Source organism: Pseudomonas sp., assembly GCF_030147005.1.
GTDB lineage: Bacteria > Pseudomonadota > Gammaproteobacteria > Pseudomonadales > Pseudomonadaceae > Aquipseudomonas.
Window position 1 is genome coordinate 19177 of the sequence record NZ_JASLAW010000046.1, and the last position, 22497, is coordinate 41673.

Genomic DNA, 22497 nt, shown 5'->3' on the forward strand with positions numbered 1-22497 from the left:
GCCCGTCGAGCATTCATACGCCCTTCGCCTGCTTGGCTTACACTGCGCGCCTATGACTAACATCCCTCATATCCAAATCACCGAACCCGCCGTCACCTGCTCGACCTGTGCGGCCTGCTGCTGCCAGCTGGAAGTCATGCTGATCACCGACACCGGCGTGCCGCAGCGTTATATCGATACCGATGACTGGGGCGGCGAAGTGATGCTGCGCCTGGATGATGGCTGGTGCGCGGCGCTGGACCGAGACACGATGATGTGCACGATCTATGAGCTCAGGCCTTTGATATGCCGGGAATTCGAGATGGGGGCGCCGGAGTGCCTTGAAGAGCGTGCAGGCATTGCCACGGTCTACCGCTGATAGTGAAATGAATGCAGAACCAGATGTGAGAGGGGCTGGCCCTAGTACCAGTCAGTCAAGCGCTAGAGCCGACAACCGTTGACCTGTGCGAGGGAGTTTGCTCCCGCTGGGCCGCTAAGCGGCCCCAGAAAATGGGACGGCTACGCAGTCCAGCGGGAGCAAGCTCCCTCGCCACAGTACAGCGCTGTTCCTTAACCGACGGGCATTAGCTTGCCCCACCCACATCGGTTTTTTCGGTGTTCTTAAAAATTACAGCGGCATGGTGTAGTGCAGCGCGTAGCTCTCTACGCCATCGTTGTTGCTGCTGATGCCGGCGTTGGAATAGTGTGTGGCACGAATGCCCACCTCATGCCCGCCGGCAAACCGCAGGCCGAAACCCAGGCGGTCTTCGAACTGGAAGGACTGGCCGATGTTGTTATTTTCCAGTTTGGTGCGGGAGAACAACGCCACCCCGATCCCGGCCTCGATGTAAGGTTTGACCGATTCCCCGGCAAACTCATACACAAATACGGGCGAGAACGACAGGCTGCTGGCGCCTGCACGGTCATCACCTTCCCAATACGTATAAGCGCCGCTCCAGTAGCCTGTCAGGCGACCGACATTGCTCTGCATCCAGCTTTTGTCCCAATCCGAGGTCAGGCCCAGACGGTAGGTCAGCGTTGAATCGCTGGTGCTACCCAGGCCGAACTCCAGGCCGGCGGCCTGGGTGGTAATAGAGTGTCCCACCATCACAGCCGCAATAGCAGCCATACAGAACAAGCGCTTCATAGAAACTACCTTTGCGAACGAAGTTGTTAGTTATTTACAGGCCATCTCGCTATAGAAGCTGGCGTAGAGCCAGAAGTTCAGCGAAATTTCACGAAATTTTCACGAGGCGAAGTTTCGCACAACTCCAGGATGTTTCCATAGTGTCGGTAGGATATTTCTGAGGTGAGACACATCACCGCTGGTCCAGAACTGTGCAGGCTGCGGGGACGCGCCGCTGGCGAGCAAGCTTCGTTCGCCCAATAAGCGCTTGAGCTGGCGCGCGACGGCGGCGCCGGTGTCGATCAGGATGATGCTCGGGGGCAACATCTGCGCCAGCAGTGGCTTGAGGAAGGGATAGTGGGTGCAGCCGAGGATGATGGTGTCGCAGCCGGCGCCGAGCAACGGTTCGACGTAGCCGTGCAATAACTGGCGCAGGGCCGGGCTGCTCAGGTCACCGGTTTCAATCAGCTCCACCAGCCCCGGACACGGTTGGGTAATCACCCGCACGTCGGTGGCGAAGCGGTCGAGCAAGGCGGCGAACTTGGCGCTTTGCAGGGTGCCGGTGGTGGCGAGTACGCCGACCACGCCACTGCGCGTCGCGGCAGCCGCCGGTTTTACCGCGGGCTCCATGCCGACCAAGGGCCAGTCGGGGTAGTCCTGGCGCAAATCGGCAACGGCGGCGACCGTCGCGGTGTTACAGGCAATCACAAAGGCCTTGGCCCCCTGCCCGCGAAAAAACTCGGCAACCCGGCGCGAGCGCTCGAGAATGAAGGCCGGAGTTTTCTCGCCATAGGGGATATGCCCGCAATCGGCCACGTACAGCAGTGACTCATGGGGTAACAACTGTTGGATTTCGTCCAGTACCGACAAGCCGCCGACACCGGAATCGAACACACCGATCGGCGCGTCCTTAACCATGTTGCGTCCCGCACACGCTGCAACCAGGGTCGCGCTTGACGCGCAACTCACGGAACCGCGTGGTCAACGCATCGATCAGTAACAAGCGCCCCACCAGCGGCTCACCGAACCCGGCCATTAGCTTCAGGGCTTCCAACGCTTGCAGGCTGCCGACCAGTCCCACCAAAGGGCCGATTACACCGGCTTCGCTGCAGGTCAGTTCGGTGTCGCTGCCATGCCCGTATAAACAGTGGTAGCACGGGCTTTCGGGGCGCCGTGGATCGAAGACCGACAATTGCCCCTCGAGGCGAATCGCCGCGCCGCTGACCAAGGGCTTGCCGGCGGCGACACAGGCAGCGTTGACCGCTTCGCGGGTGGAAAAATTGTCACTGCAATCGAGTACCACGTCGACTGCGGCGACTGCCGCCGCCAATGAATCGGCATCCAGCGCGGTGCGATGGGCGATCAGCGTGGTTTCGGGGTTGATGGCGCTCAGCCGCCGCATGGCCGAATCGACCTTGGCCTGGCCGACGCTGTCGGTGTCGTGAATGATCTGGCGTTGCAGGTTAGTCAGATCGACCGTGTCAAAATCCGCCAAATGCAACTCGCCTACGCCTGCGGCGGCCAAGTACAGCGCAACCGGTGCGCCCAGCCCCCCCAGGCCGACGATCAACGCGCGGCTGCTTTTCAGGCGCAACTGGCCTTCGATGTCGACATGCTGCAACAGAATCTGTCGGCTGTAGCGCAACAGTTCATGATCGGTCAGCACGGGCGCCGTCCCAACGTGATGCGCTCATGGCCGCCGAGGTCGATGCGGCTGTGCACCTCATCAAAGCCTTCGCTGAGCAACAGGTCGCGCACAGCCGAGGCCTGATCGTAACCATGCTCCAGCAACAGACGGCCACCGGCATTCAAGTGGGCCGGGGCCTGTTTGATGATCAGGCGCAGGTCGTCCAGCCCATCATGCCCGGCCACCAGTGCGCTGGCCGGCTCGAAGCGCACGTCGCCCGCGGCCAGGTGCGGATCGTTGGCAGCGATATACGGCGGGTTGCTGATGATCAGGTCATAGGTATGGCCTTGCAGCGCGTCGAACCAATGGCTGTTGAGCACCACCGCATTATTGAGGTGCAGCCGCTGGCGGTTGCGCTCGGCCAAAGCCACGGCGTCCAACACGCGGTCGACGGCCGTGACCCGCCACATTGGGCGTTCACTGGCCAGGGCCAAAGCGATGGCGCCGCTGCCGGTGCCCAAATCCAGGACCTGGGCGGGCATGGCCGGTAACAGTTCCAGGGCGGCTTCCACCAGCAGCTCGGTGTCCGGACGCGGGATCAGAGTATGGGGGGCGACCTCCAGGTCGAGCTTCCAGAAGCCTTGCTGGCCAAGGATATAGGCCACCGGCTCACCGCCGCGACGGCGTTGCAGGTAGTCGGCAAAGGTCAGGGCGTTCTCGCTGCTGACGATCTTTTCCGGCCAGGTGTGCAAGTAGCTGCGGGACTTGCCCAAGGCAGCGGCCAGAAGCAATTCGGCATCTAGCCGCGCAGTGGGCGAGTCGGGCAGGTCGGCGGCACGCAACAGGCTGGCGATAATGGTCATTTATTCACCTATCGCCGCCAATTGATCGGCCTGGTATTCGGCGAGCAGCGGCTCAATCACCGCGTCAATGCCACCGGCGAGGATTTCATCCAGCGAATAAAGGGTGAGGTTGACCCGATGGTCGGTGACCCGGCCCTGGGCAAAGTTGTAGGTGCGGATGCGCTCGGAACGGTCGCCCGAGCCCACCAGCAACTTGCGCTCGCTGGCAATCGCATTGGCAGCGGCGCTGGTCTGCTGGTCATTCAACTTGGCCGACAGCCAGGACATCGCCCGCGCACGGTTCTTGTGCTGGGAACGTTCTTCCTGACATTCCACCACGATGCCCGACGGCAAGTGAGTGATACGGATCGCCGAGTCGGTCTTGTTGACGTGCTGGCCGCCCGCGCCCGACGAGCGGTACGTGTCGACACGCAAGTCCGCCGGGTTGATCTCGATCGCTTCCTGCTCGTCCGGCTCGGGCAACACAGCCACGGTACATGCCGACGTGTGGATACGACCTTGGGACTCAGTTGCCGGGACGCGCTGCACACGGTGCGCGCCGGACTCGAATTTCAACTTGCCGTAGACGTTATCGCCCTCAACCCGTGCGATGACTTCTTTATAGCCGCCGTGCTCACCTTCGTTTTCGGACAGAATTTCCACACGCCAGCCGCGACGCTCGGCGTAACGCGAATACATGCGGAACAGGTCGCCGGAGAAAATCGCCGCCTCGTCGCCACCAGTGCCGGCGCGGATTTCGAGGAACACGTTGCGCCCGTCGTTAGGGTCTTTGGGCAGCAACATGCGTTGCAGATCGCCTTCCAGTTCGGCGAGTTTTTCCTTGGCCTCGCGAACTTCTTCCGCGGCCATTTCGCGCATGTCCGGGTCGCTGTCCTTGAGCAGCGCCTGGGCGCCCTCAAGGTCGGCCTGCACTTTCAGCAGGCTTTTGTAAGTGGCCACGATGGGCTCGACTTCGGCGTATTCCTTGGAATAAGCACGGAACTTGGCCTGATCGGAAATGATCTCGCCATCGCCGAGCAAGGCGGTCAGTTCTTCAAAGCGATCCTGGAGCACATCCAGTTTGTTGAGCAGTGACGCTTTCATTGCGGTTTTTTATCCGAAGAGCTATCTGACGCGCCCTCACCGAGGGCAAAGAGTTCCTGAGCCATGGCCAACGCATCGAGGCGGCCTTCGGCAGTCAATTTTTTAAGCTGTACGCTGGGGGCGTGGAGCAGCTTGTTGGTCAGGCCACGGGCCAGTTGCACCAGCACTTCTTCAGCGCTGCTGCCGTTGGCCAGCAAGCGCTGGGCCTTGATCAGCTCCTCGTCGCGCAAGCGTTCGCCTTGCTGACGATACGCCTTGAGCACATCCACCGCCGCCAGTTCGCGCAGGCGCACCATGAAATCGTCAGCGCCAATGCTGACCATTTCTTCAGCGGCCTGAGCGGCGCCCTGGCGACTCTTCAGGTTTTCGGCGACCACTTCATGCAAATCATCGACGCTATAAAGGTAAACGTCGTCCAACTCGCCGACATCGGGTTCGATATCCCGAGGAACGGCGATATCCACCATAAAAATAGGCTTGTGCTTGCGCAGCTTCAGCGCGCTTTCGACCGCGCCTTTGCCCAGGATAGGCAACTGGCTGGCCGTGGAGCTGATCACGATGTCGCTGCGCACCAGCTCCGCCGGTATATCCGCCAGCAGCACCGCATGCGCGCCGAACTGCTCGGCGAGGATACTGGCACGCTCCAGGGTACGGTTGGCGACCACGATGCGCTTCACGCCCAGGTCGTGCAGATGGCGGGCAACCAGGGTGATGGTTTCACCGGCGCCGATCAACAGGGCCTGGCTGCGTTGCAAGTCACTGAAAATCTGTTTGGCCAGGCTGACGGCGGCGAATGCCACGGATACCGGGTTCTCGCCAATGGCGGTGTCGGTGCGCACCTGCTTGGCGGAATTGAACGTGGCCTGGAACAGGCGACCCAGCAGCGGCCCCACGGTTCCAGCCTCACGCGCCACGGCGTAGGCGGATTTCATCTGGCCCAGGATCTGCGGTTCGCCCAACACCAGCGAATCCAGACCGGCGGCCACGCGCATCATGTGACGAACTGCCGCATCCTCTTCATGCACATAAGCGCTTGCGCGCAGGTCGTCGAGGTCCAAATGGTGATAATCGGCCAGCCAGCGCAGGACGACATCCGCCGAGAGATGCTCCTGCTCTATATAAAGCTCGCTGCGATTGCAGGTCGAAAGGATCGCAGCTTCGCGACTGTCGGTGAGCCGGCAGAGCTGCTGCAGGGCCTCGACCAACTGCTCCGGCGTAAACGCCACGCGCTCGCGCACGTCTACTGAGGCAGTCTTGTGGTTAATACCGAGTGCGAGGAAGGCCATTCAATATCGCTGATGATGTCGGGAAGCCGACAATTGTCCTACTTCGAAAGATCCAGAACAACCACCGTCGTCTATTGTCCCTATACGTTGTGCCTATGAAGGCATCCACTGAGACTCGGTTATGTTTGGCCGAAGGCTTGTGTCATGATGATCCGACCGCAGGTTAGTCGTCCTCTTCCTATATGAATAGATCTTCCGCGTTGCTCCTTGCTTTTGTCTTCCTAAGCGGCTGCCAGTCCATGGCACCCGTGTCGCCGGACGGTGCGCCGCCGGTTGAAGACAGCACCCCAGCCCCTGAAAAACCCAAGGTTTATTCCTCGTTCAGCGAAGAAACGATCTACGGCCTGCTGACAGCGGAACTGGCCGGCCAGCGTAATCGCTTCGATATTGCCTTGGATAATTACGTCACCCAGGCCATCAATACCCAGGACCCCGGTATTTCGGAGCGGGCGTTTCGCATCGCTGAGTACCTGGGGGCGGATCAGGCCGCGCTCGACGCCTCAATGATCTGGGCGAAAAACGCCCCGGACGACCTGGAAGCTCAACGTGCGGCCGCTGTGCAGTTGGCACGCGCCGGGCGCTATGACGACTCCATGGTCTATATGGAAAAAGTCTTGCAGGGCAAGGGCGACACACACTTCGACTTCCTTGCGCTGTCGGCCGCCGATACCGATCAGGATACGCGCAATGGCCTGATGAAGAGTTTCGATCGCCTGCTGCAGAAGCATCCGAATAACAGCCAGCTGATTTTCGGCAAGGCCCTGCTGCTGCAACAGGACGATGAAGCCGACGCCGCCCTTAAGCTGCTGGAGCAGAACCCGCCGGAAGAGGGTGAGATCGCACCGATCCTGCTGCGCGCGCGCCTGCTGCAGAACCTCAACCGCGGTAAGGAAGCGATTCCGCTGCTGGAAAAAAGTATCAAGAAGTATCCAGAAGACAAGCGCCTGCGCCTGACTTACGCGCGGATGCTGGTTGAGCAGGACCGCATGGAAGACGCCAAAGTGCAGTTTGCCAATCTGGTCCAGCAATACCCGGACGACGACGAACTGCGCTATTCCCTCGCACTGGTGTGCCTGGAAGCCAAGGCCTGGGACGAGGCCAAGGGCTATCTGGAAGAGCTGGTCGCACGCGAAAGCCATGTGGACTCGGCGCACCTGAACCTGGGCCGCATCGCTGAAGAGCGCAACGACCCGCAAGCGGCCCTGCTTGAGTACGCCCAGGTCGGCCCGGGCAATGACTACCTGCCGGCACAGTTGCGCCAGGCCGATATTCTGATGAGTAATGGTCGTACGGACGAAGCGGAGAAACGCCTGACCGCGGCCCGCGATGCCGAACCGGACTACGCGATCCAGTTATATCTGATCCAGGCCGAAACCTTGTCAGCCAACAACCAGAGCGAACGCGCCTGGAAACTGTTGCAACAGGCCTTGCTGCAATACCCCGACGACCTGAACCTGCTCTACACCCGCGCCATGCAGGCGGAAAAACGCAATGACCTGGCGCAGATGGAAAAAGACCTGCGCCTGATCATCAAGCGCGACCCGGACAACGCCATGGCCCTCAACGCCTTGGGTTACACCCTGTCCGACCGCACAACGCGCTACGACGAAGCCAAGGTGCTGATCGAACAGGCCCACAAGCTCAACCCGGAAGACCCGGCCGTGCTCGACAGCCTGGGCTGGGTCAATTACCGCCTGGGCAACCTCGACGAGGCCGAGCGCCTGCTGCGCCAGGCGCTGGAGCGCTTCCCGGACCACGAAGTCGCCGCACACCTGGGCGAAGTGTTGTGGGCCAACGGCAAGCAACGCGAAGCACGACAAATCTGGGAGAAGTTCCTCAAGGAACAACCCGAAAGCCCTATCCTGCGCGGCACCATCAAGCGCCTGACCGGATCCGAGACCCTATAAGCTTATGTTCTTGCGCCACGTTATCGTTTTCAGCTTCATCGCCCTGCTCGCCGGTTGCGCGGGTTTTGGCTCCCGCGAATCCGTTGAAGGCCAGGGCAACCCGGCACAATGGCAGCAGCACAAGGACCAGCTCAGCAGCATCGACGGCTGGCAGATCGAAGGCAAGGTCGGGGTGCGCGCGCCGAAAGATTCCGGCAGCGGCACCTTGTTCTGGCTGCAACGCCAGGATTACTACGATATTCGTCTCTCTGGCCCGCTGGGTCGGGGTGCCGCTCGCCTGACCGGCCGACCGGGGCAAGTGAGCCTCGAAGTGGCCAACCAGGGCCGCTACGAAGCGACCTCCCCGGAAGAACTGCTGGAACAGCAGATCGGCTGGAAGCTGCCCGTGTCGCACTTGGTCTGGTGGGTGCGCGGCCTCCCGGCGCCTGACAGCAAAAGCCGCTTGAGCCTCAATGGCGACAGTCGCCTGGCCTCCCTTGAGCAGGATGGCTGGCAGGTCGAATACCTGAGCTACGTGCAGCAGAACGGTTACTGGCTGCCCGAGCGCATCAAACTGCACGGCACCGACCTTGACGTCACGCTGGTGATCAAGGACTGGCAACCGCGTAAATTGGGGCAATAACGTGACAGTCGCAAAACTCACGTTGCCCTCCCCCGCCAAACTCAATCTGATGCTGCACATTCTGGGCCGTCGTGAAGACGGCTATCACGAGTTGCAGACGCTGTTTCAGTTTCTCGACTATGGCGATGAACTGACCTTCGCCGTGCGTGACGATGGCGTGATCAAGCTGCACACCCCCTTCGAAGGCGTGCCCCACGACAGCAACCTGATCGTGAAGGCCGCGAAAAAACTTCAGCAACAATCCGACTGCCCGCTCGGCATCGATATCTGGATCGATAAGATCCTGCCCATGGGCGGCGGTATCGGCGGGGGCAGCTCAAATGCCGCGACCACATTGCTCGGGCTCAACCACTTGTGGCAACTGGGCTGGGACCAGGATCGCCTGGCCGCGCTGGGCCTTACGCTGGGCGCGGACGTCCCGGTTTTCGTGCGTGGGCATGCCGCATTTGCTGAGGGCGTGGGAGAGAAACTGACCCCCGTAGAACCCGAAGAGCCGTGGTATCTCGTGCTGGTGCCGCAAGTATCTGTAAGTACAGCAGAAATTTTTTCAGATCCGTTGTTGACACGTAACTCTTCTCCCATTAAAGTGCGCCCCGTTCCCAAGGGAAACAGTCGAAATGACTGCTTACCGGTTGTAGCAAGGCGTTATCCAGAAGTACGTAACGCTTTGAATTTGCTAGGTAAATTTACCGAAGCAAAATTAACCGGAACTGGAAGTTGTGTGTTTGGGGGCTTCCCAAGCAAAGCTGAAGCTGATAAAGTCTCGGCCCTTCTTACAGAGACCCTTACAGGGTTTGTAGCGAAAGGAAGCAACGTTTCGATGTTGCATCGCAAGCTGCAAAATCTGCTCTAAAAGGAATCGAGTGTTAGGCACTCGTTGCAACAGATACAGGGGCGTCGCCAAGCGGTAAGGCAGCAGGTTTTGATCCTGCCATGCGTTGGTTCGAATCCAGCCGCCCCTGCCATTTTCTAATACTCATCCAGGTTACCCTCAGCCTCTAGGTACTGCGCGTGTCCAAGATGATGGTCTTTACGGGGAATGCCAACCCCGATCTGGCTCGACGTGTCGTACGTCAGCTGCATATCCCTCTCGGTGACATCTCTGTCGGTAAGTTCTCCGACGGCGAAATTACAGCCGAGATCAATGAAAACGTTCGCGGTAAAGACGTATTCATTATTCAGCCGACCTGCGCTCCGACCAACGATAACCTGATGGAACTCGTCGTGATGGCTGATGCCTTCCGCCGCTCCTCAGCGACTCGAATCACAGCTGTAATCCCTTACTTTGGTTATGCCCGTCAGGATCGCCGTCCGCGTTCCGCACGTGTGGCCATCAGCGCGAAAGTCGTTGCTGACATGCTGACCGTGGTAGGTATCGACCGTGTTCTCACGGTTGACCTGCACGCTGACCAAATCCAGGGGTTCTTCGATATTCCGGTAGATAACATCTACGGCTCCCCCGTTCTGGTGGATGACATCGAAGACCAGCGCTTTGAAAACCTGATGATCGTGTCCCCGGACATTGGTGGCGTCGTGCGTGCACGGGCTGTTGCCAAATCCCTGGGCGTGGACCTCGGTATCATCGACAAACGCCGCGAGAAAGCCAATCACTCTGAAGTGATGCATATCATCGGTGATGTCGAAGGGCGTACCTGTATTCTGGTTGATGACATGGTCGACACCGCCGGCACCTTGTGCCATGCGGCGAAAGCCTTGAAAGAGCACGGTGCGGCAAAAGTCTTCGCCTACTGCACACACCCTGTGCTGTCGGGCCGAGCGATCGAAAACATCGAGAACTCCATGCTGGACGAACTGGTGGTGACTAACACCATCCCGTTGTCCGCTGCAGCTCAAGCCTGTTCGCGTATCCGTCAACTGGATATCGCACCGGTAGTTGCCGAAGCGGTTCGCCGCATCAGCAACGAAGAATCGATCAGCGCGATGTTCCGCTAAGGGTCAAACCTGCGGACCACCTCACTGACGAAAAGCGCCCCGCCCCAGCATTCCGCTGGGGCGGGGCTTTTTTGCCCATATCGAGTTCGGCGCTGGTCGCAAACGCCCCTCGATCATGGCTATTTTGGAGATACAACATGAACGAATTTACTCTGAACGCCCAAGCGCGTACTGACCTGGGGAAAGGTGCGAGCCGCCGCCTGCGTCACGCCGCCAACATCCCAGCCGTTGTTTACGGTGGTAGCAAGCCTGCTGAATCCGTGACCATTCTGGCCAAGGAAATCGCCAAGCTGTTCGAAAACGAAGCGGCCTACAGCCACGTTATCGAACTGAACGTCGATGGCACCAAGCAGAACGTGATCGTTAAAGCAATGCAGCGTCACCCTGCCAAGCAGTTCATCATGCACGCTGACTTCGTTCGCGTTGTAGCTGGCCAGAAACTGACCGCCATCGTGCCTGTGCACTTTGTTGGTGAAGAAGCTCCGATCAAGAAAGGCGGCATTGTTTCCCACACCGCTACCGAGCTGGAAGTGACTTGCCTGCCGAAAGATCTGCCTGAGTTCATCGAAGTCGACCTGTCGAACGCTGAAATCGGCACCATCATTCACCTGTCCGACCTCAAGGCCCCTAAAGGCGTTGAATTCGTTGCACTGGCTCACAACGACGACAAGGCTGTTGCCAACGTCCACGCGCCACGTGTTGTAGCTGAAGATGAAGCTGAAGAACCCGCTGCAGAGTAATTTTCTCTGCAACGAAGGAGCTTGAGAAAACATCGCGGACCGAAACGTAGCGAGAAAGCGGGCGATAACGCGACGTTTACTCTTGAGTAAATGATGTAATGTCGTCCACTTTCGCCGCACTCCGGTCTGGCGATGTATCCACAACTCCAAAGGAAGGGCCCCTGTCGTGACCGCCATTAAACTGATCGTTGGCCTGGGAAATCCAGGCGCCGAATACGAACAGACCCGGCATAACGCGGGGGCCCTTTTTGTTGAGCGCATCGCCCATGCCCAAGGCATCAATCTTGTGGCCGATCGCAAATATTTTGGCCTGACCGGGCGCTTCTCGCACCAGGGTCAGGATGTTCGTCTACTGATTCCCACCACCTACATGAACCGCAGCGGCCAGGCTGTCGCGGCGCTTGCGGGCTTCTTCCGGATCAAGCCCGAAGAAATCCTGGTGGCCCATGACGAACTGGACTTGCCACCCGGCGTTGCCAAACTCAAGTTGGGCGGCGGGCATGGTGGGCACAATGGCCTGCGCGACATCATCGCGCAGTTGGGCAATCAGAATAATTTTTACCGCCTGCGGCTCGGCATTGGCCACCCAGGTGTCGCCAGTATGGTTTCAAATTTCGTCCTGGGTCGTGCGCCACGCGCCGAACAGGAAAAACTCGATGCCAGCATCGACTTTGCCCTCGGCGTGCTGCCGGATATCTTCGCCGGTGAATGGAACCGTGCGATGAAAAACCTGCACAGCCAGAAGGCCTGACTCTTACCGAGGGGAAACACCATGGGATTCAATTGCGGCATCGTCGGCCTGCCCAACGTCGGCAAATCCACCCTGTTCAACGCACTGACCAAGTCCGGTATCGCGGCGGAGAACTTCCCCTTCTGCACCATCGAACCCAACAGCGGTATCGTGCCGATGCCGGACCCACGCCTGGAAGCGCTTGCGGCTATCGTCAATCCCAAGCGCATCCTGCCGACCACCATGGAATTCGTCGACATCGCGGGCCTGGTCGCCGGCGCTTCGAAAGGTGAAGGCCTGGGCAACAAGTTCCTGGCCAACATCCGCGAAACCGATGCCATCGCCCACGTGGTCCGCTGCTTTGAAGACGAGAACGTGATTCACGTCTCCAACAGCGTCGACCCTAAGCGCGACATCGAGATCATCGACTTGGAACTGATCTTCGCCGACCTCGACAGCTGCGAGAAGCAACTGCAGAAAGTCGCACGCAATGCCAAAGGCGGTGACAAGGAAGCCGTGGTTCAGAAGGGCCTGCTGGAACAGCTGATCGCTCACTTCACCGAAGGCAAGCCGGCGCGTAGCCTGATGAAGAACATGGGCGCTGACGAGAAGGCCGTGGTCAAAGGTTTCCACCTGCTGACTACCAAGCCTGTGATGTACATCGCCAACGTCGCTGAAGACGGCTTCGAGAACAACCCGCTGCTCGACGTGGTCAAGGCCATCGCCGATGAAGAAGGCGCCATCGTGGTACCGGTGTGCAACAAGATCGAAGCGGAAATCGCCGAGCTTGATGACGGTGAAGAAAAGGACATGTTCCTGGAAGCCCTGGGCCTGGAAGAACCGGGTCTGAACCGCGTAATCCGCGCCGGCTACGAAATGCTCAATCTGCAGACCTACTTCACCGCCGGCGTCGAAGAAGTGCGCGCCTGGACCGTCAAGGTCGGCGCCACCGCGCCACAAGCCGCCGGCGTGATCCACACCGACTTCGAAAAAGGCTTTATCCGCGCCGAAGTGATCGCTTACAACGACTTCATCCAGTACAAGGGCGAAGCCGGTGCCAAGGAAGCCGGCAAATGGCGCCTGGAAGGCAAGGAATACATCGTCAAGGATGGTGATGTGATGCACTTCCGTTTCAACGTGTAAACGTTAACTGCATTTACGTGTAAGAAAAAGCCGATGCATTGCATCGGCTTTTTTGTGTCTTCGTCAAAGCCCACTATTTGCACGACATTAAACCCGTTATATCTGTGCCATTTGCGAACATATTTTTAATAAAGACTCAGCCATATTCACCACTACAGCCCGAAAAACCTGGAACACTTAAAACTATTCCGCGCCAACTTAAGAATTCTCTTACACTGAACACGTACAAAAAACCCTCTCAGCACTTGCAACTTCCGAAGTACTCCCACCCTGATAACTTAGTTGAATTTAAGACCTGTCCAAATCATGACAACTTAAAAAAATTCTGTTTAACTGCATACATATGGAGATATGCCCTCATATAGCGGCCATCGCACTGGAGCAAAAAATACTATGTCGACGCTCAGTCAGAAAAGTCTTATAGCAGATATAATTTTTTCTGATTGCCCGAGCATCGAAGCGACTGTAAACAGCACAGCAGCTCTCGATATAGATATTCTACTACTGGGAGAAACGGGAACCGGTAAAGATACGTTGGCACAACGTATTCACCAGATGTCCCGGCGCAAAGGAGACTTCGTTGCGGTTAACTGTGCCGCCATCCCGGAAAGTCTTGCCGAAAGCCAGCTGTTCGGCGTTAACAGCGGTGCGTATACGGGCGCAATGCAATCACGGGCCGGATTCGTTGAGGCAGCCCACCTGGGCACCTTGTACCTCGATGAAATAGACAGCATGCCACTGACACTGCAGGCCAAGTTGTTGCGCGTACTGGAGTCCCGTGGGGTGGAGCGTTTGGGCTCAACCCGATTCATACCCGTGGACATGCGAGTGATCGCATCTGCGCAGCACGCGCTGCACGAAATGGTCGAACAAGGCACCTTCCGACGCGACCTGTACTTTCGCTTGAATGTCGTCAGCATTCACCTCCCCGCTTTACGGGATCGGCGTGAGCGGATCATCCCCATGTTCCTTGACATGATTGAGCAAGAGGCTGACCACTTCAAACTCCCCCCTCCTCTCCCTCCTGACAAGCAGTTATTGCAACAGCTGCTGTGTCACGCCTGGAACGGCAATGTCCGTGAGTTACGCTCTACCGCCAAACGTTTTGTATTGGGTCTGCCACCGCTGGCAGCGACAGTCATACACCACCAGGAAATAGAAATGAGCCTGAAAGCTCGTTTGCACCAGATGGAGAAGTCGCTCATAGAGGAGTCTCTTCGACAAAACAGCCATTGTGTCGACAGTGTGGCGATAGAGCTGGGAGTCGCGAAAAGAACGCTTTACCACCGGATCAAACACTTGGGCGTATCACTGAACTGAGAGCCCCCGTCGCCCCCTGGGCATAAGTAGTTACATATTTAAAGCTATCGCCTAAACGCCCATGGAACGCATAAATTTTTTGAACCACATAAATGACGGAACGGCTTTGGCAGGGTTGCTAACCACCCCAAGCATCGCTAGGTCCAGTGAAACTAACGTTATATACGGAGAAAAATATGACTTCCCCAATTAACCCCTACGGCTTCTCTCCTTTCGGCGGCTACGGCAGTGGCTTTGGCGTCGGACCATCTGACGCGGAAGCACAAGCTGGCTTTAAGGCAATTGACGCTAAGAAGCGGGCGGATGGCTTAGAAAACGCACTGGAAAAAGCAGAAGCGGAAAAAACCAACGGTAAAAAAGCGGTCACTGACGCAATTCGACTTTAATAAAGTAGCGCCTATGCACTGTCCCGTGCGCGCAGCATCGGGGCAGTCACTTCGACAACCATGATGTTATTACCAACGACAGTCAGTTAGCTCGTAACGTGTAGTAAGGGGAGTTCTATGATCGTAGAAAGCATACGCGACAAGGGTCTCGGTACACTTCAGACAACGCATGACGCGCCCGACTTGAACTCGGATATGAATTTTTTCAACTCGATGATGCTACCGTCATCGGCGATGAGTACTGCCGCCCCTGCAAATTCACAGAACTTGTTATCCGAGGCGACAGACACGCTGAACTCCATGACCCATCGCATGGCCAGGAGCCTGCGCGCATTGGGTAACAAAGATAAGGCCGTAGAGGCTCGAAAATACCCGCTCCAACTCTCCAACGCAGTGCTGCTTCAGCATATGTTGACGAAGTGTGTTGGCAAAACCGCTCAGGGCATCGATAAAATCAGCAACCTCCAGTAGGTAAAAATGAATCGCACGTTGCTTACTGTATTGACGCTATCTTTCACACTTCTATTGAGTGCCTGCAGTGATCGTGTCGAGCTTCATCGCCAATTATCGGAACAAGAGGCCAATGAAGTTATAGCAGAGCTGGCAGACAAACATATTCGTGCCACAAAGGCTCCCGCGAAAGATGGTGTTATCGTGGTCGTCAATGCCAACGATATTGCGCGCGCCGTACGAACGCTGGAGGCCGTGGGACTCCCTCGGGCAGCTCGCGCTACGCTGGGCGACACCTTCCGTAAAGAAGGCGTGATCTCCACGCCGCTGGAAGAAAGAGCGCGCTACATTTATGCCTTGTCCCAAGAACTGGAGACAACTTTATCGAACATCGATGGCGTCATCGTGGCACGCGTACATGTGGTTCTGCCTGAACGCGTTGCTCCAGGAGAACCGGTACAACCCGCCTCCGCGTCGGTGTTCATCAAACATGATCCGCGGCTTGACCCCGACAACATCAGGGCACGTGTTCGCAGGATGGTTGCCAGTAGCATTCCAGGCATGGCCACGGCGGTCGATAACCCACAAAAAATGACGGTCGTGTTCGTACCTGCGACAGCTTATCTGGAGCAGCAACGCTTGGCTTACTTCGGGCCTTTTCTGGTGCCTGGGGATGATCTCGGTTTTTGGCAAACCAGTGTGACTGTCTCGCTGCTCGCCTTGGTGTTTATGGTTTCGGCAGCCCTGTTCTGGCTACGGCGAAAACAACGCGTCATGCTGGTTCGCACACAGGGGTCATCCCTTGACGCGCCAGCTCACTCAAGCAATGAGTAATCTTGCATGGACCCAATGGTGGGCAGCCCCTTGGTTATATGCACATGACGACTGGAAGAGCACAAATATATATTCGGCGCTCGTAGAACTCCATCGCAGCGGGCAGGTAGCAGCGGGGACGCATTACGGTATTGCCCCCTGCCTTCCTCCTATGCCGGACCCCGCTTTACTTCAACTGGCCATAGTTTCAGCTGCCCAACTTGATCTCGGGCTCGCATTGGTTGACGGAATCTGCCGCCCTGCCTATGCAGCGACATTGGATGAACATCAACTCCTGTGGTGTAACAGCCTGTCCAAGGCTCTGCCCCTGGATATCGTGCAGCCTGACAATGATCCACTGCAGTTGCTCCGCGCCTGGATCGCCCCGGCTACCTGGCAACGTATCAGGCTGCGCTTCCCTCGCCTACGCGTGCTTGACTTGGAAGCAAAGCCCCTGACGCTCAATGGCTCGCGTAGCCGTCTCGATACCCTCTGGCATGCAGTGGTCTGGCGCATAGGCGCGCTGAGCCACAACAACAGCGCATGCGAGTCATGGGCGCAGGGAGATTAACGATGTTATGTCGACTCACAATCAATTCACCTGGCGGCACTCCCCCCCTGCCGGGAAGCTTGATCTCTCGCGAAACCCTGGCAAGTTATAACCAGGCCGGCGACGTGATAGAGCAGGCAAAGGCTGCCGCCCAACAATTACTGAGGGAAGCATACGAACAACGCAAAGACTTGCTTGAAAAAGCGGGGCTTGAAATATGGCAGCGTGCCGATGCCCAGCTCAAGCGCTGGGAAGCCGAGCGCCAGGCCTTGTGTGACAACGTCGAACAATACGCCACTTCAGTTGCCAACCAAGCTATTCAGCTCTTGCTTGACGAAACGCCTCATACACAACGGATTGGAGCCCTGATCAAGCAGCTGCTGGCCTGCCATATTCCTGCGATCACGGCCACACTGGTTTGTAATCCTTATGAACTTGAGACAGTGAGGCAATGCCTTGACAGCGACGGTAGCCACTGGACGCTGCGCGCGGAAAACACGATCGAGCCCCAAACGTTGATATTGCATACCGATGAAGGAGATTTTCGTATTGACTGGATATCGATGGTCAACGCCGTTATGAAAAACGATGAAAGCCCTTCAGCAAAAAGCGGCATGGATACATTTAATTACATATAAACAGCTACAAATGGAACCATCCCGAAATAAAAGCCATAAAGGAGTATCCCCCCACAAAGGCACTTCACATGAACTTTTTCGATGGCCTTAAAGACAAGCTTATTAGAGATGCGAAATTCGTTGACAGAGAAGTCAACTATGCAACAGAAAATTATTCCGGGTCAGAGGAAGATACAGCCTTATTTTACGAACTTTTAGCAAAGCAGCGTAAAACCGAATTCCTCGTCAATGAGCAAACCCGCGTAAATTTCATGTTACTCAAGTCCAGCCTGGACAGCGCACAGTAAAGTGAAAGAGTTACTTATAGAGTGTGTGAGGACGGGCTCCGGGGAGTTCAGGTTATTTGAGAACGATGACGAAATTGTCTTGCGTCACTGTTCCAACGCCCTGCTGCTAAGTGTTCAACTGACCCACCATGCGCCGAATAAATCAATGCTGGCAACTTGGATGCGACTGGGCGCGATCAGCCTGGCTCACTTTCAGAGTGCACTCGCTCAATGCCCTGCCAGTGGCACACTCTGGCTGATTCATTGCTTGCATAAGCCCTGCGACGAACAGCATCTGCGGTGCCATATCGAAGCCCTGCTTAACCAACGCGATACCTGGCGTGCCACCTTCGCGCGCCTGAACAAGCCGGCACATCCACTCAGACCTACCTCGCTACGTTCGTTGTTGCAAAATCAGGGAAATACCTATGTATAACAACATCTACAAGCACAACAGCTTGCGCCTTAACCCGCCTGAAATTTCATCCAGACGCCCTCACCTGCGATGCCTGCTCGCGCTCGCCTGTTTGCTCGCCCCGGTGCAAAGTACCCTTGCCGCCATCCCCGCCGAGTGGAAAAACACCGCCTACGCCTACGAGGCTGACCACAAGCCTCTACGCGATGTACTCGAAGACTTCGCCCAGACCTTTGGCACGCAACTGCAGATCGAGGGCCTGCTGGAGGGGGACGTCAACGGCAAGATCCGCGCCAATACCCCGCAATCCATGCTGGACCGGCTGGGCGTTGAGCACCGTTTTCAGTGGTACCTCTACAACAACACCCTTTACATCAGCACGCTGGATCAACAAGAGTCCGCACGCCTGGAAGTCTCATCAGAGACGATTTCAGATCTCAAGCAGGCGCTGACCGATATCGGCCTGCTCGATAGCCGTTTCGGCTGGGGCGAGTTGCCCGAAGACGGTGTGGTACTGGTGTCCGGTCCCAAACGCTATATCGAACAGATCAAACAGTTCAGCAGCCAACGCCGCTCGCCGGATGAAAAGCAGAGCGTGCTGAGCTACCCATTGAAGTTCGCCAATGCGGCCGACCGTCATGTGGACTATCGTGGCGAGAAGCTCACCGTACCCGGCGTCGCCACCATTTTGCGGCAGCTATTGGAACCCCGTCCCACCTCGTCGCTCTCTGCACTGAGCCAACGCCCAGCCTCCCAACCGGCCCCTCTCACGCCAAACGTACCTCGGTTGGGCAACCCGCTGCTGGGCCAGATGCTCGGCGCCAATGGCAACCCAGGGCAGTTGGACACAGGTCCCACGCTGACCGCGCGCGCGCCCGTGTCCAACAGCCGGATACGCGTAGAAGCCGATGTGCGTAATAACGCCGTGTTGATCTATGACTTGCCGGAACGCCAGGCCATGTACCGTGAGTTGATCACCCAGCTTGACGTTGCGCGCAAACTGATCGAGATCGATGCAATCATTCTCGACATCGAGCGCACGCAGTTGCGCGAGTTCGGGGTGAACTGGGGCTTCCAGAACAGCCGCTTCCGGGGTGGCGTGAACATGGCGCCGGGCACCTCGTCGCAGCTGTCGATCGAAAACCGTGACCGCTTCTACGCCGATATCCGCGCGCTGGAAGCCAAAGGGCTGGCGACCATGGTTTCAAACCCTTCGGTGCTTACCCTGGAAAACCAACCGGCGGTGATCGACTTCAACCGCACCCAATACCTCACCCCCGGCAGAGATTACGCAACCATTTTGCCGGTCACCGTGGGCACCAGCCTTCAGGTCGTGCCCAGGGTCACAACCAGCCGCGGCGTCCACCAGCTGCATCTGGCAGTGGATATAGAAGACGGCAATTTCGACGAGAGCAACCCCGACCCGAACCACCTTGATGTACGCCGAGGCAAGGTCAGCACCCAGGCCGTGATACAGGAAAAGCGTTCGCTGGTTGTCGGCGGTTTCCATGTCACGGAAAGTGCAGACAAACAAAACAAGATACCTGTGCTGGGGGATATTCCGCTGTTGGGCAAGGCGTTATTTTCTTCGACCGAACGCAAGAACAACCGGCGTGAACGCTTGTTTATCCTCACACCACGGGTTATCGGCGACCAGGACGATCCTTCGCGCTATTTGCCGCAAGCCGACCAGGCCGAACTGCAAGCCGCACTCAGGCCATTGGCCAAGCGCTATTCCTCACACGAGCCGGTGATCAAGCGCAGTGACATCATCGGCACCCTGGCACGCCTGGTCAGCGGGGAAGTACCCAAGGCTTTCAAAGCGGCGCCGATGCCGCTGGGGCTCAACACCTTGTGCAGCACCCGTGACTTGCTGGCATTGAATACCGAACGCAGCCAGTGGTTCGCCGGTCCGGAGTACAACGTGGCAGTCGTGGTGCTGCGCAATCAGTTCAAACGCAATGTACGTATCGACGAAAAGGAGTGCAGCAACTCGCAGACCCTGGCGGTCACCGTGTGGCCGCGCGCCTGGCTCAAGCCGGGTGAAGAGGCCGAAGTCTTTATCGCCATGCGTCCCGTGGCGAAGGACGAGCACCTCAGCGCGCCCCGCCCTTCCTTGATTACTCCTGCCCAGAAGGCTAAGCCATGAAACTCAGATTCTTGTGCGTGCCCCTGATCGGCACAGCGATGTTCCTCACCGGCTGCGCTCCCACCTGCAAAGGTGATTCGTGCTCGCGCCCGCAATCGACCCAGGACAAGATGGTGATCTGGTGGCCGCCGCAGATGCGTGTCGAGCCGGGCCCCGCCGGCGAGCGGGCGGACTACCAGACGGTATCGCTGGAGCGGTGAGGCCTCAACCCATGCCCGATGATCAACGCCAGGTATTCCTGGACTCTTTGGTGAGCGGCACTGCCGCTCAGCTGTCCCTCGCCCCCGGGATAAAGGTCTGCGCATTGCAGGCGGGAAACCGGCAGGGACTGGCCCTGCTGGTGGCTCGCGAAGCCATGCAGGCCGGGCAATTGCAGCGTGCATTGGAGCTACGCTTTGAGCAGGCGCTGGCGTTCGACGGCTGTTTTGTCTACCTCGACGCTCAGGACGCGCTGGTGATCTGGCACGCGTTGCCTGCAACACACAGCGCGCGCAACAGGATACTCAGCCGGATGCTGTCGCTGGCCAGTCTGCAAGCCTTGGACAGCGGCTCAAGCCGCTGATCAACGCTGCTCAAGCTCCGGCAATTCAAGGGTTTCGCGCTTGGCTTCATCATCCAGCTCGCGCAGGGTACGGTAGATGAGTGCCACCGCCTGCAAGGTTTCGCGGGGGATGCTTGCCCCCAGCTTTTTCGTGTAAAGCGTGCGTGCCAGCCAGACGCACTGGATCACCGGCACGTCGGCAGCCTTGGCGCGCAGGATCAGCTTGCGGGCTTCGGCATCCGTGCCCTTGCTGACCAGCAACGGCAACGGGGTTTTACCCGGGCGGTAATACAGGGCGACAGCGAAGTGCGTCGGGTTGACCACCAGCATGTCGGACTCCTCCAGCTTGGGCAGCTTGACCTTCGGCTCCTCCTGGGCCAGTTGATAGGCCAGCGAACGCCGCTGGCCCTTGACGTGAGGGTCGCCCTCCATGTCCTTGTACTCTTTGACGACCTCGACCTGGGTCATGCGCATACGCTTGGCAAAAAAGTACTTCACCATCACCAGGTCGATGAGGGCCAGCACCAGCAACATGCCGAGGCACACATGCAACAGGTGGCGGAACAACGCAATCAACGCCAGGATGTAACTCTGCAGATCACTGGTGGCCAGGTTGATCAACGTACCCAACGAGGGGCGGATCACTACATATAAGATCAGCGCAATGAGGCCGGCTTTGGCCACACTCATCAACAGGTTCATCAACTGTTGGGCGGAGAACATCTGCTTGACCTGGCTCATTGGGTTGAGTCGATTGAAATCCAACTTCAAGGCTTCGGGCGCAAACAGCATGCCAAACTGCATCCAGCTGCTGATCAGCTTGGTGGTAATTGCGACGCCGACCATCAACAGGGCGAATGAAAAAAACACCCCCAAGCCATCAAACAGGACCTCTTCCAACGCTCGCGTGAAGGGCTCGGACAGGCGCGACATCGGCAGCAGCATCAATTGCTGGAAGCGTTGCAGGCTGGTCTCGGCGGTGAACAGGGCAATCTCACTGATGGCCGTCAGCGCCAGCAGCTTTGGAACATCCTGGCTTTGCGCGACCTGGCCTTTCTTGCGTTGGTCACGCAGCTTCTTGGCTGACGCCGGGTGTTTTTTTTCGCCTGAGTCGCTCATGGCAACGGGACTTTGAATAGAAGCCCGAGCGAGTGTTTAAGGTCGCCCAGCAGGCCCATGCGCCCGACGATCAGATCCTGCAGCAGCGCAAAGTAGAGCAGCAGGATACCGATGCCCGCCAGAGATTTGACCGGTGGCGCCAACGTGCTGACCTGTAGCTGCTGGCTGTAGACGCCCAACAGCGCAATGCCGAATTCCAGCAAGAGCAACACGGCGATAAAGGGTGCGGCATAGAGCATCATGTGCGTGAAGGTATCGCCCAACAGGTCAACAAACTGGCTCATGCCATTCGCCGCCGGCAGCGGGAACCACACGGTGGCAGGCCAGATCAGGTAGCTGTCCCAAATCACTTGAGTCAACGCGCCCAACCCCAGGGTTGTCATCAGCAGGAAAATCGCCAATTGCTTGAACAGATGCCCCATCGGTGTGGCATCCGGACCCAGCGAAGGGTTGAGTTGGCCACCGGCCAAGGCGCCACGCTGGTTGTCCAGCAACGCTCCTGCGGCCTCGAACAACCAGAACGGCATTGACAGCAGTACCCCAAGCAACGATCCCAGGGCAATTTCCTTGAGCACCAGCCCACCCAGCATCAGCGCCGAGTAATCCTGCCCCTCCAATGCCGCATGGATACCCGGCGCCGGCAGCAGCGCCATAACCATCACAATGGTGCCGCGAAGCCTGCCGCGTATGTGTTGAAAACAGAACGCAGCCACAAATATGGCGCAGGGATAAATACGCGCCATCCCAATGAGCAGGCTGGGCAGGAACTCGAGGTACAGTAGCACTGGCGA

The 22497-nt window shown here is 57.8% G+C and carries 25 protein-coding genes and 1 tRNA gene; 18 read left to right on the forward strand and 8 right to left on the reverse strand.

Annotation, left to right across the window (positions count from 1 at the left end):
* Positions 1 to 52: 52 nt before the first annotated feature.
* Positions 53 to 358 carry a YkgJ family cysteine cluster protein gene (locus Q1V60_RS03770; protein WP_300627543.1) on the forward strand — a complete coding sequence of 102 codons (306 nt, stop codon included), beginning with the start codon at positions 53 to 55 and terminating at the stop codon, positions 356 to 358.
* Positions 359 to 607: 249 nt separating this feature from the next.
* Here Q1V60_RS03770 and Q1V60_RS03775 read toward each other — a convergent pair whose 3' ends face one another.
* The 6 genes from Q1V60_RS03775 to hemA form a co-directional block, all read right to left on the reverse strand.
* Positions 608 to 1126: an acyloxyacyl hydrolase gene (locus Q1V60_RS03775; protein ID WP_300627545.1), complete on the reverse strand. Its 519-nt coding sequence runs from the start codon at positions 1124 to 1126 to the stop codon at positions 608 to 610.
* 99 nt (positions 1127 to 1225) lie between these two features.
* Positions 1226 to 2023 (reverse strand): glutamate racemase, encoded by a 798-nt coding sequence (murI, locus tag Q1V60_RS03780; protein ID WP_300627546.1) that lies wholly within the window; start codon positions 2021 to 2023, stop codon positions 1226 to 1228.
* The gene (locus Q1V60_RS03785) at positions 2016 to 2771 is read right to left on the reverse strand and encodes a molybdopterin-synthase adenylyltransferase MoeB (protein WP_300627547.1); all 756 of its coding nucleotides are present in this window, start codon (positions 2769 to 2771) and stop codon (positions 2016 to 2018) included. The genes murI and Q1V60_RS03785 overlap by 8 nt, the downstream gene beginning before the upstream one ends.
* Entirely contained in the window at positions 2765 to 3595 is an 831-nt protein-coding gene (gene prmC, locus Q1V60_RS03790) for a peptide chain release factor N(5)-glutamine methyltransferase (RefSeq protein WP_300627549.1), read from the reverse strand. Before prmC ends, Q1V60_RS03785 begins: the two co-directional genes overlap by 7 nt.
* Positions 3596 to 4678: a peptide chain release factor 1 gene (prfA, locus tag Q1V60_RS03795; protein WP_300627551.1), complete on the reverse strand. Its 1083-nt coding sequence runs from the start codon at positions 4676 to 4678 to the stop codon at positions 3596 to 3598. It abuts the gene before it with no gap.
* Entirely contained in the window at positions 4675 to 5964 is a 1290-nt protein-coding gene (hemA, locus tag Q1V60_RS03800) for a glutamyl-tRNA reductase (protein ID WP_300627553.1), read from the reverse strand. Before hemA ends, prfA begins: the two co-directional genes overlap by 4 nt.
* 182 nt (positions 5965 to 6146) lie before the next feature.
* Here hemA and Q1V60_RS03805 point away from each other — a divergent pair, with 182 nt between their 5' ends.
* The 17 genes from Q1V60_RS03805 (at position 6147) to Q1V60_RS03885 (ending at position 20608) form a co-directional block, all read left to right on the forward strand.
* Complete coding sequence (locus Q1V60_RS03805; RefSeq protein ID WP_300627555.1) at positions 6147 to 7871, forward strand: tetratricopeptide repeat protein; 1725 nt, start codon at positions 6147 to 6149, stop codon at positions 7869 to 7871.
* 4 nt (positions 7872 to 7875) lie between these two features.
* Positions 7876 to 8493 (forward strand): lipoprotein insertase outer membrane protein LolB, encoded by a 618-nt coding sequence (lolB, locus tag Q1V60_RS03810; RefSeq protein WP_065891723.1) that lies wholly within the window; start codon positions 7876 to 7878, stop codon positions 8491 to 8493.
* A 49-nt stretch (positions 8494 to 8542) separates the two neighbouring features.
* Positions 8543 to 9346 carry a 4-(cytidine 5'-diphospho)-2-C-methyl-D-erythritol kinase gene (ispE, locus tag Q1V60_RS03815; RefSeq protein ID WP_300627617.1) on the forward strand — a complete coding sequence of 268 codons (804 nt, stop codon included), beginning with the start codon at positions 8543 to 8545 and terminating at the stop codon, positions 9344 to 9346.
* A 37-nt stretch (positions 9347 to 9383) separates the two neighbouring features.
* Positions 9384 to 9458, forward strand: a tRNA-Gln gene (locus Q1V60_RS03820).
* A gap of 46 nt (positions 9459 to 9504) precedes the next feature.
* On the forward strand, positions 9505 to 10446 hold the full coding sequence (locus tag Q1V60_RS03825; protein WP_003208392.1) for a ribose-phosphate pyrophosphokinase: 942 nt from the start codon (positions 9505 to 9507) through the stop codon (positions 10444 to 10446).
* Positions 10447 to 10583: 137 nt separating this feature from the next.
* Positions 10584 to 11186: a 50S ribosomal protein L25/general stress protein Ctc gene (locus Q1V60_RS03830; protein WP_300627563.1), complete on the forward strand. Its 603-nt coding sequence runs from the start codon at positions 10584 to 10586 to the stop codon at positions 11184 to 11186.
* A gap of 166 nt (positions 11187 to 11352) precedes the next feature.
* Complete coding sequence (pth, locus tag Q1V60_RS03835; protein WP_003188350.1) at positions 11353 to 11937, forward strand: aminoacyl-tRNA hydrolase; 585 nt, start codon at positions 11353 to 11355, stop codon at positions 11935 to 11937.
* 21 nt (positions 11938 to 11958) lie between these two features.
* On the forward strand, positions 11959 to 13059 hold the full coding sequence (gene ychF / locus Q1V60_RS03840) for a redox-regulated ATPase YchF (protein WP_300627566.1): 1101 nt from the start codon (positions 11959 to 11961) through the stop codon (positions 13057 to 13059).
* 393 nt (positions 13060 to 13452) lie between these two features.
* Positions 13453 to 14379: a sigma 54-interacting transcriptional regulator gene (locus Q1V60_RS03845; protein ID WP_300627568.1), complete on the forward strand. Its 927-nt coding sequence runs from the start codon at positions 13453 to 13455 to the stop codon at positions 14377 to 14379.
* Positions 14380 to 14555: 176 nt separating this feature from the next.
* Positions 14556 to 14765: a hypothetical protein gene (locus tag Q1V60_RS03850; RefSeq protein WP_300627569.1), complete on the forward strand. Its 210-nt coding sequence runs from the start codon at positions 14556 to 14558 to the stop codon at positions 14763 to 14765.
* 117 nt (positions 14766 to 14882) lie between these two features.
* The gene (locus Q1V60_RS03855) at positions 14883 to 15236 is read left to right on the forward strand and encodes a hypothetical protein (protein WP_300627570.1); all 354 of its coding nucleotides are present in this window, start codon (positions 14883 to 14885) and stop codon (positions 15234 to 15236) included.
* 6 nt (positions 15237 to 15242) lie between these two features.
* Positions 15243 to 16049, forward strand: coding sequence for a type III secretion system inner membrane ring lipoprotein SctJ (gene sctJ / locus Q1V60_RS03860; RefSeq protein WP_300627572.1), 807 nt, complete (start codon positions 15243 to 15245; stop codon positions 16047 to 16049).
* A gap of 552 nt (positions 16050 to 16601) precedes the next feature.
* Positions 16602 to 17216, forward strand: coding sequence for a type III secretion system stator protein SctL (gene sctL, locus Q1V60_RS03865; RefSeq protein WP_300627574.1), 615 nt, complete (start codon positions 16602 to 16604; stop codon positions 17214 to 17216).
* A 68-nt stretch (positions 17217 to 17284) separates the two neighbouring features.
* Positions 17285 to 17503 (forward strand): hypothetical protein, encoded by a 219-nt coding sequence (locus Q1V60_RS03870; protein ID WP_300627575.1) that lies wholly within the window; start codon positions 17285 to 17287, stop codon positions 17501 to 17503.
* Positions 17504 to 17910: 407 nt separating this feature from the next.
* Positions 17911 to 20046, forward strand: coding sequence for a type III secretion system outer membrane ring subunit SctC (gene sctC, locus Q1V60_RS03875; protein ID WP_300627576.1), 2136 nt, complete (start codon positions 17911 to 17913; stop codon positions 20044 to 20046).
* Positions 20043 to 20246 (forward strand): HrpT family type III secretion system protein, encoded by a 204-nt coding sequence (gene hrpT / locus Q1V60_RS03880; protein WP_300627577.1) that lies wholly within the window; start codon positions 20043 to 20045, stop codon positions 20244 to 20246. Before sctC ends, hrpT begins: the two co-directional genes overlap by 4 nt.
* A gap of 11 nt (positions 20247 to 20257) precedes the next feature.
* Positions 20258 to 20608 carry a transcriptional regulator gene (locus tag Q1V60_RS03885; protein WP_300627578.1) on the forward strand — a complete coding sequence of 117 codons (351 nt, stop codon included), beginning with the start codon at positions 20258 to 20260 and terminating at the stop codon, positions 20606 to 20608.
* On the opposite strand, the gene sctU is transcribed toward Q1V60_RS03885, so the two are convergent.
* A complete protein-coding gene (gene sctU / locus Q1V60_RS03890) occupies positions 20609 to 21706 on the reverse strand; it encodes a type III secretion system export apparatus subunit SctU (protein WP_300627579.1) in 1098 nt (365 codons plus the stop codon).
* Positions 21703 to 22491, reverse strand: coding sequence for a type III secretion system export apparatus subunit SctT (gene sctT / locus Q1V60_RS03895; RefSeq protein WP_300627580.1), 789 nt, complete (start codon positions 22489 to 22491; stop codon positions 21703 to 21705). The genes sctU and sctT overlap by 4 nt, the downstream gene beginning before the upstream one ends.
* Positions 22492 to 22497: the final 6 nt, after the last annotated feature.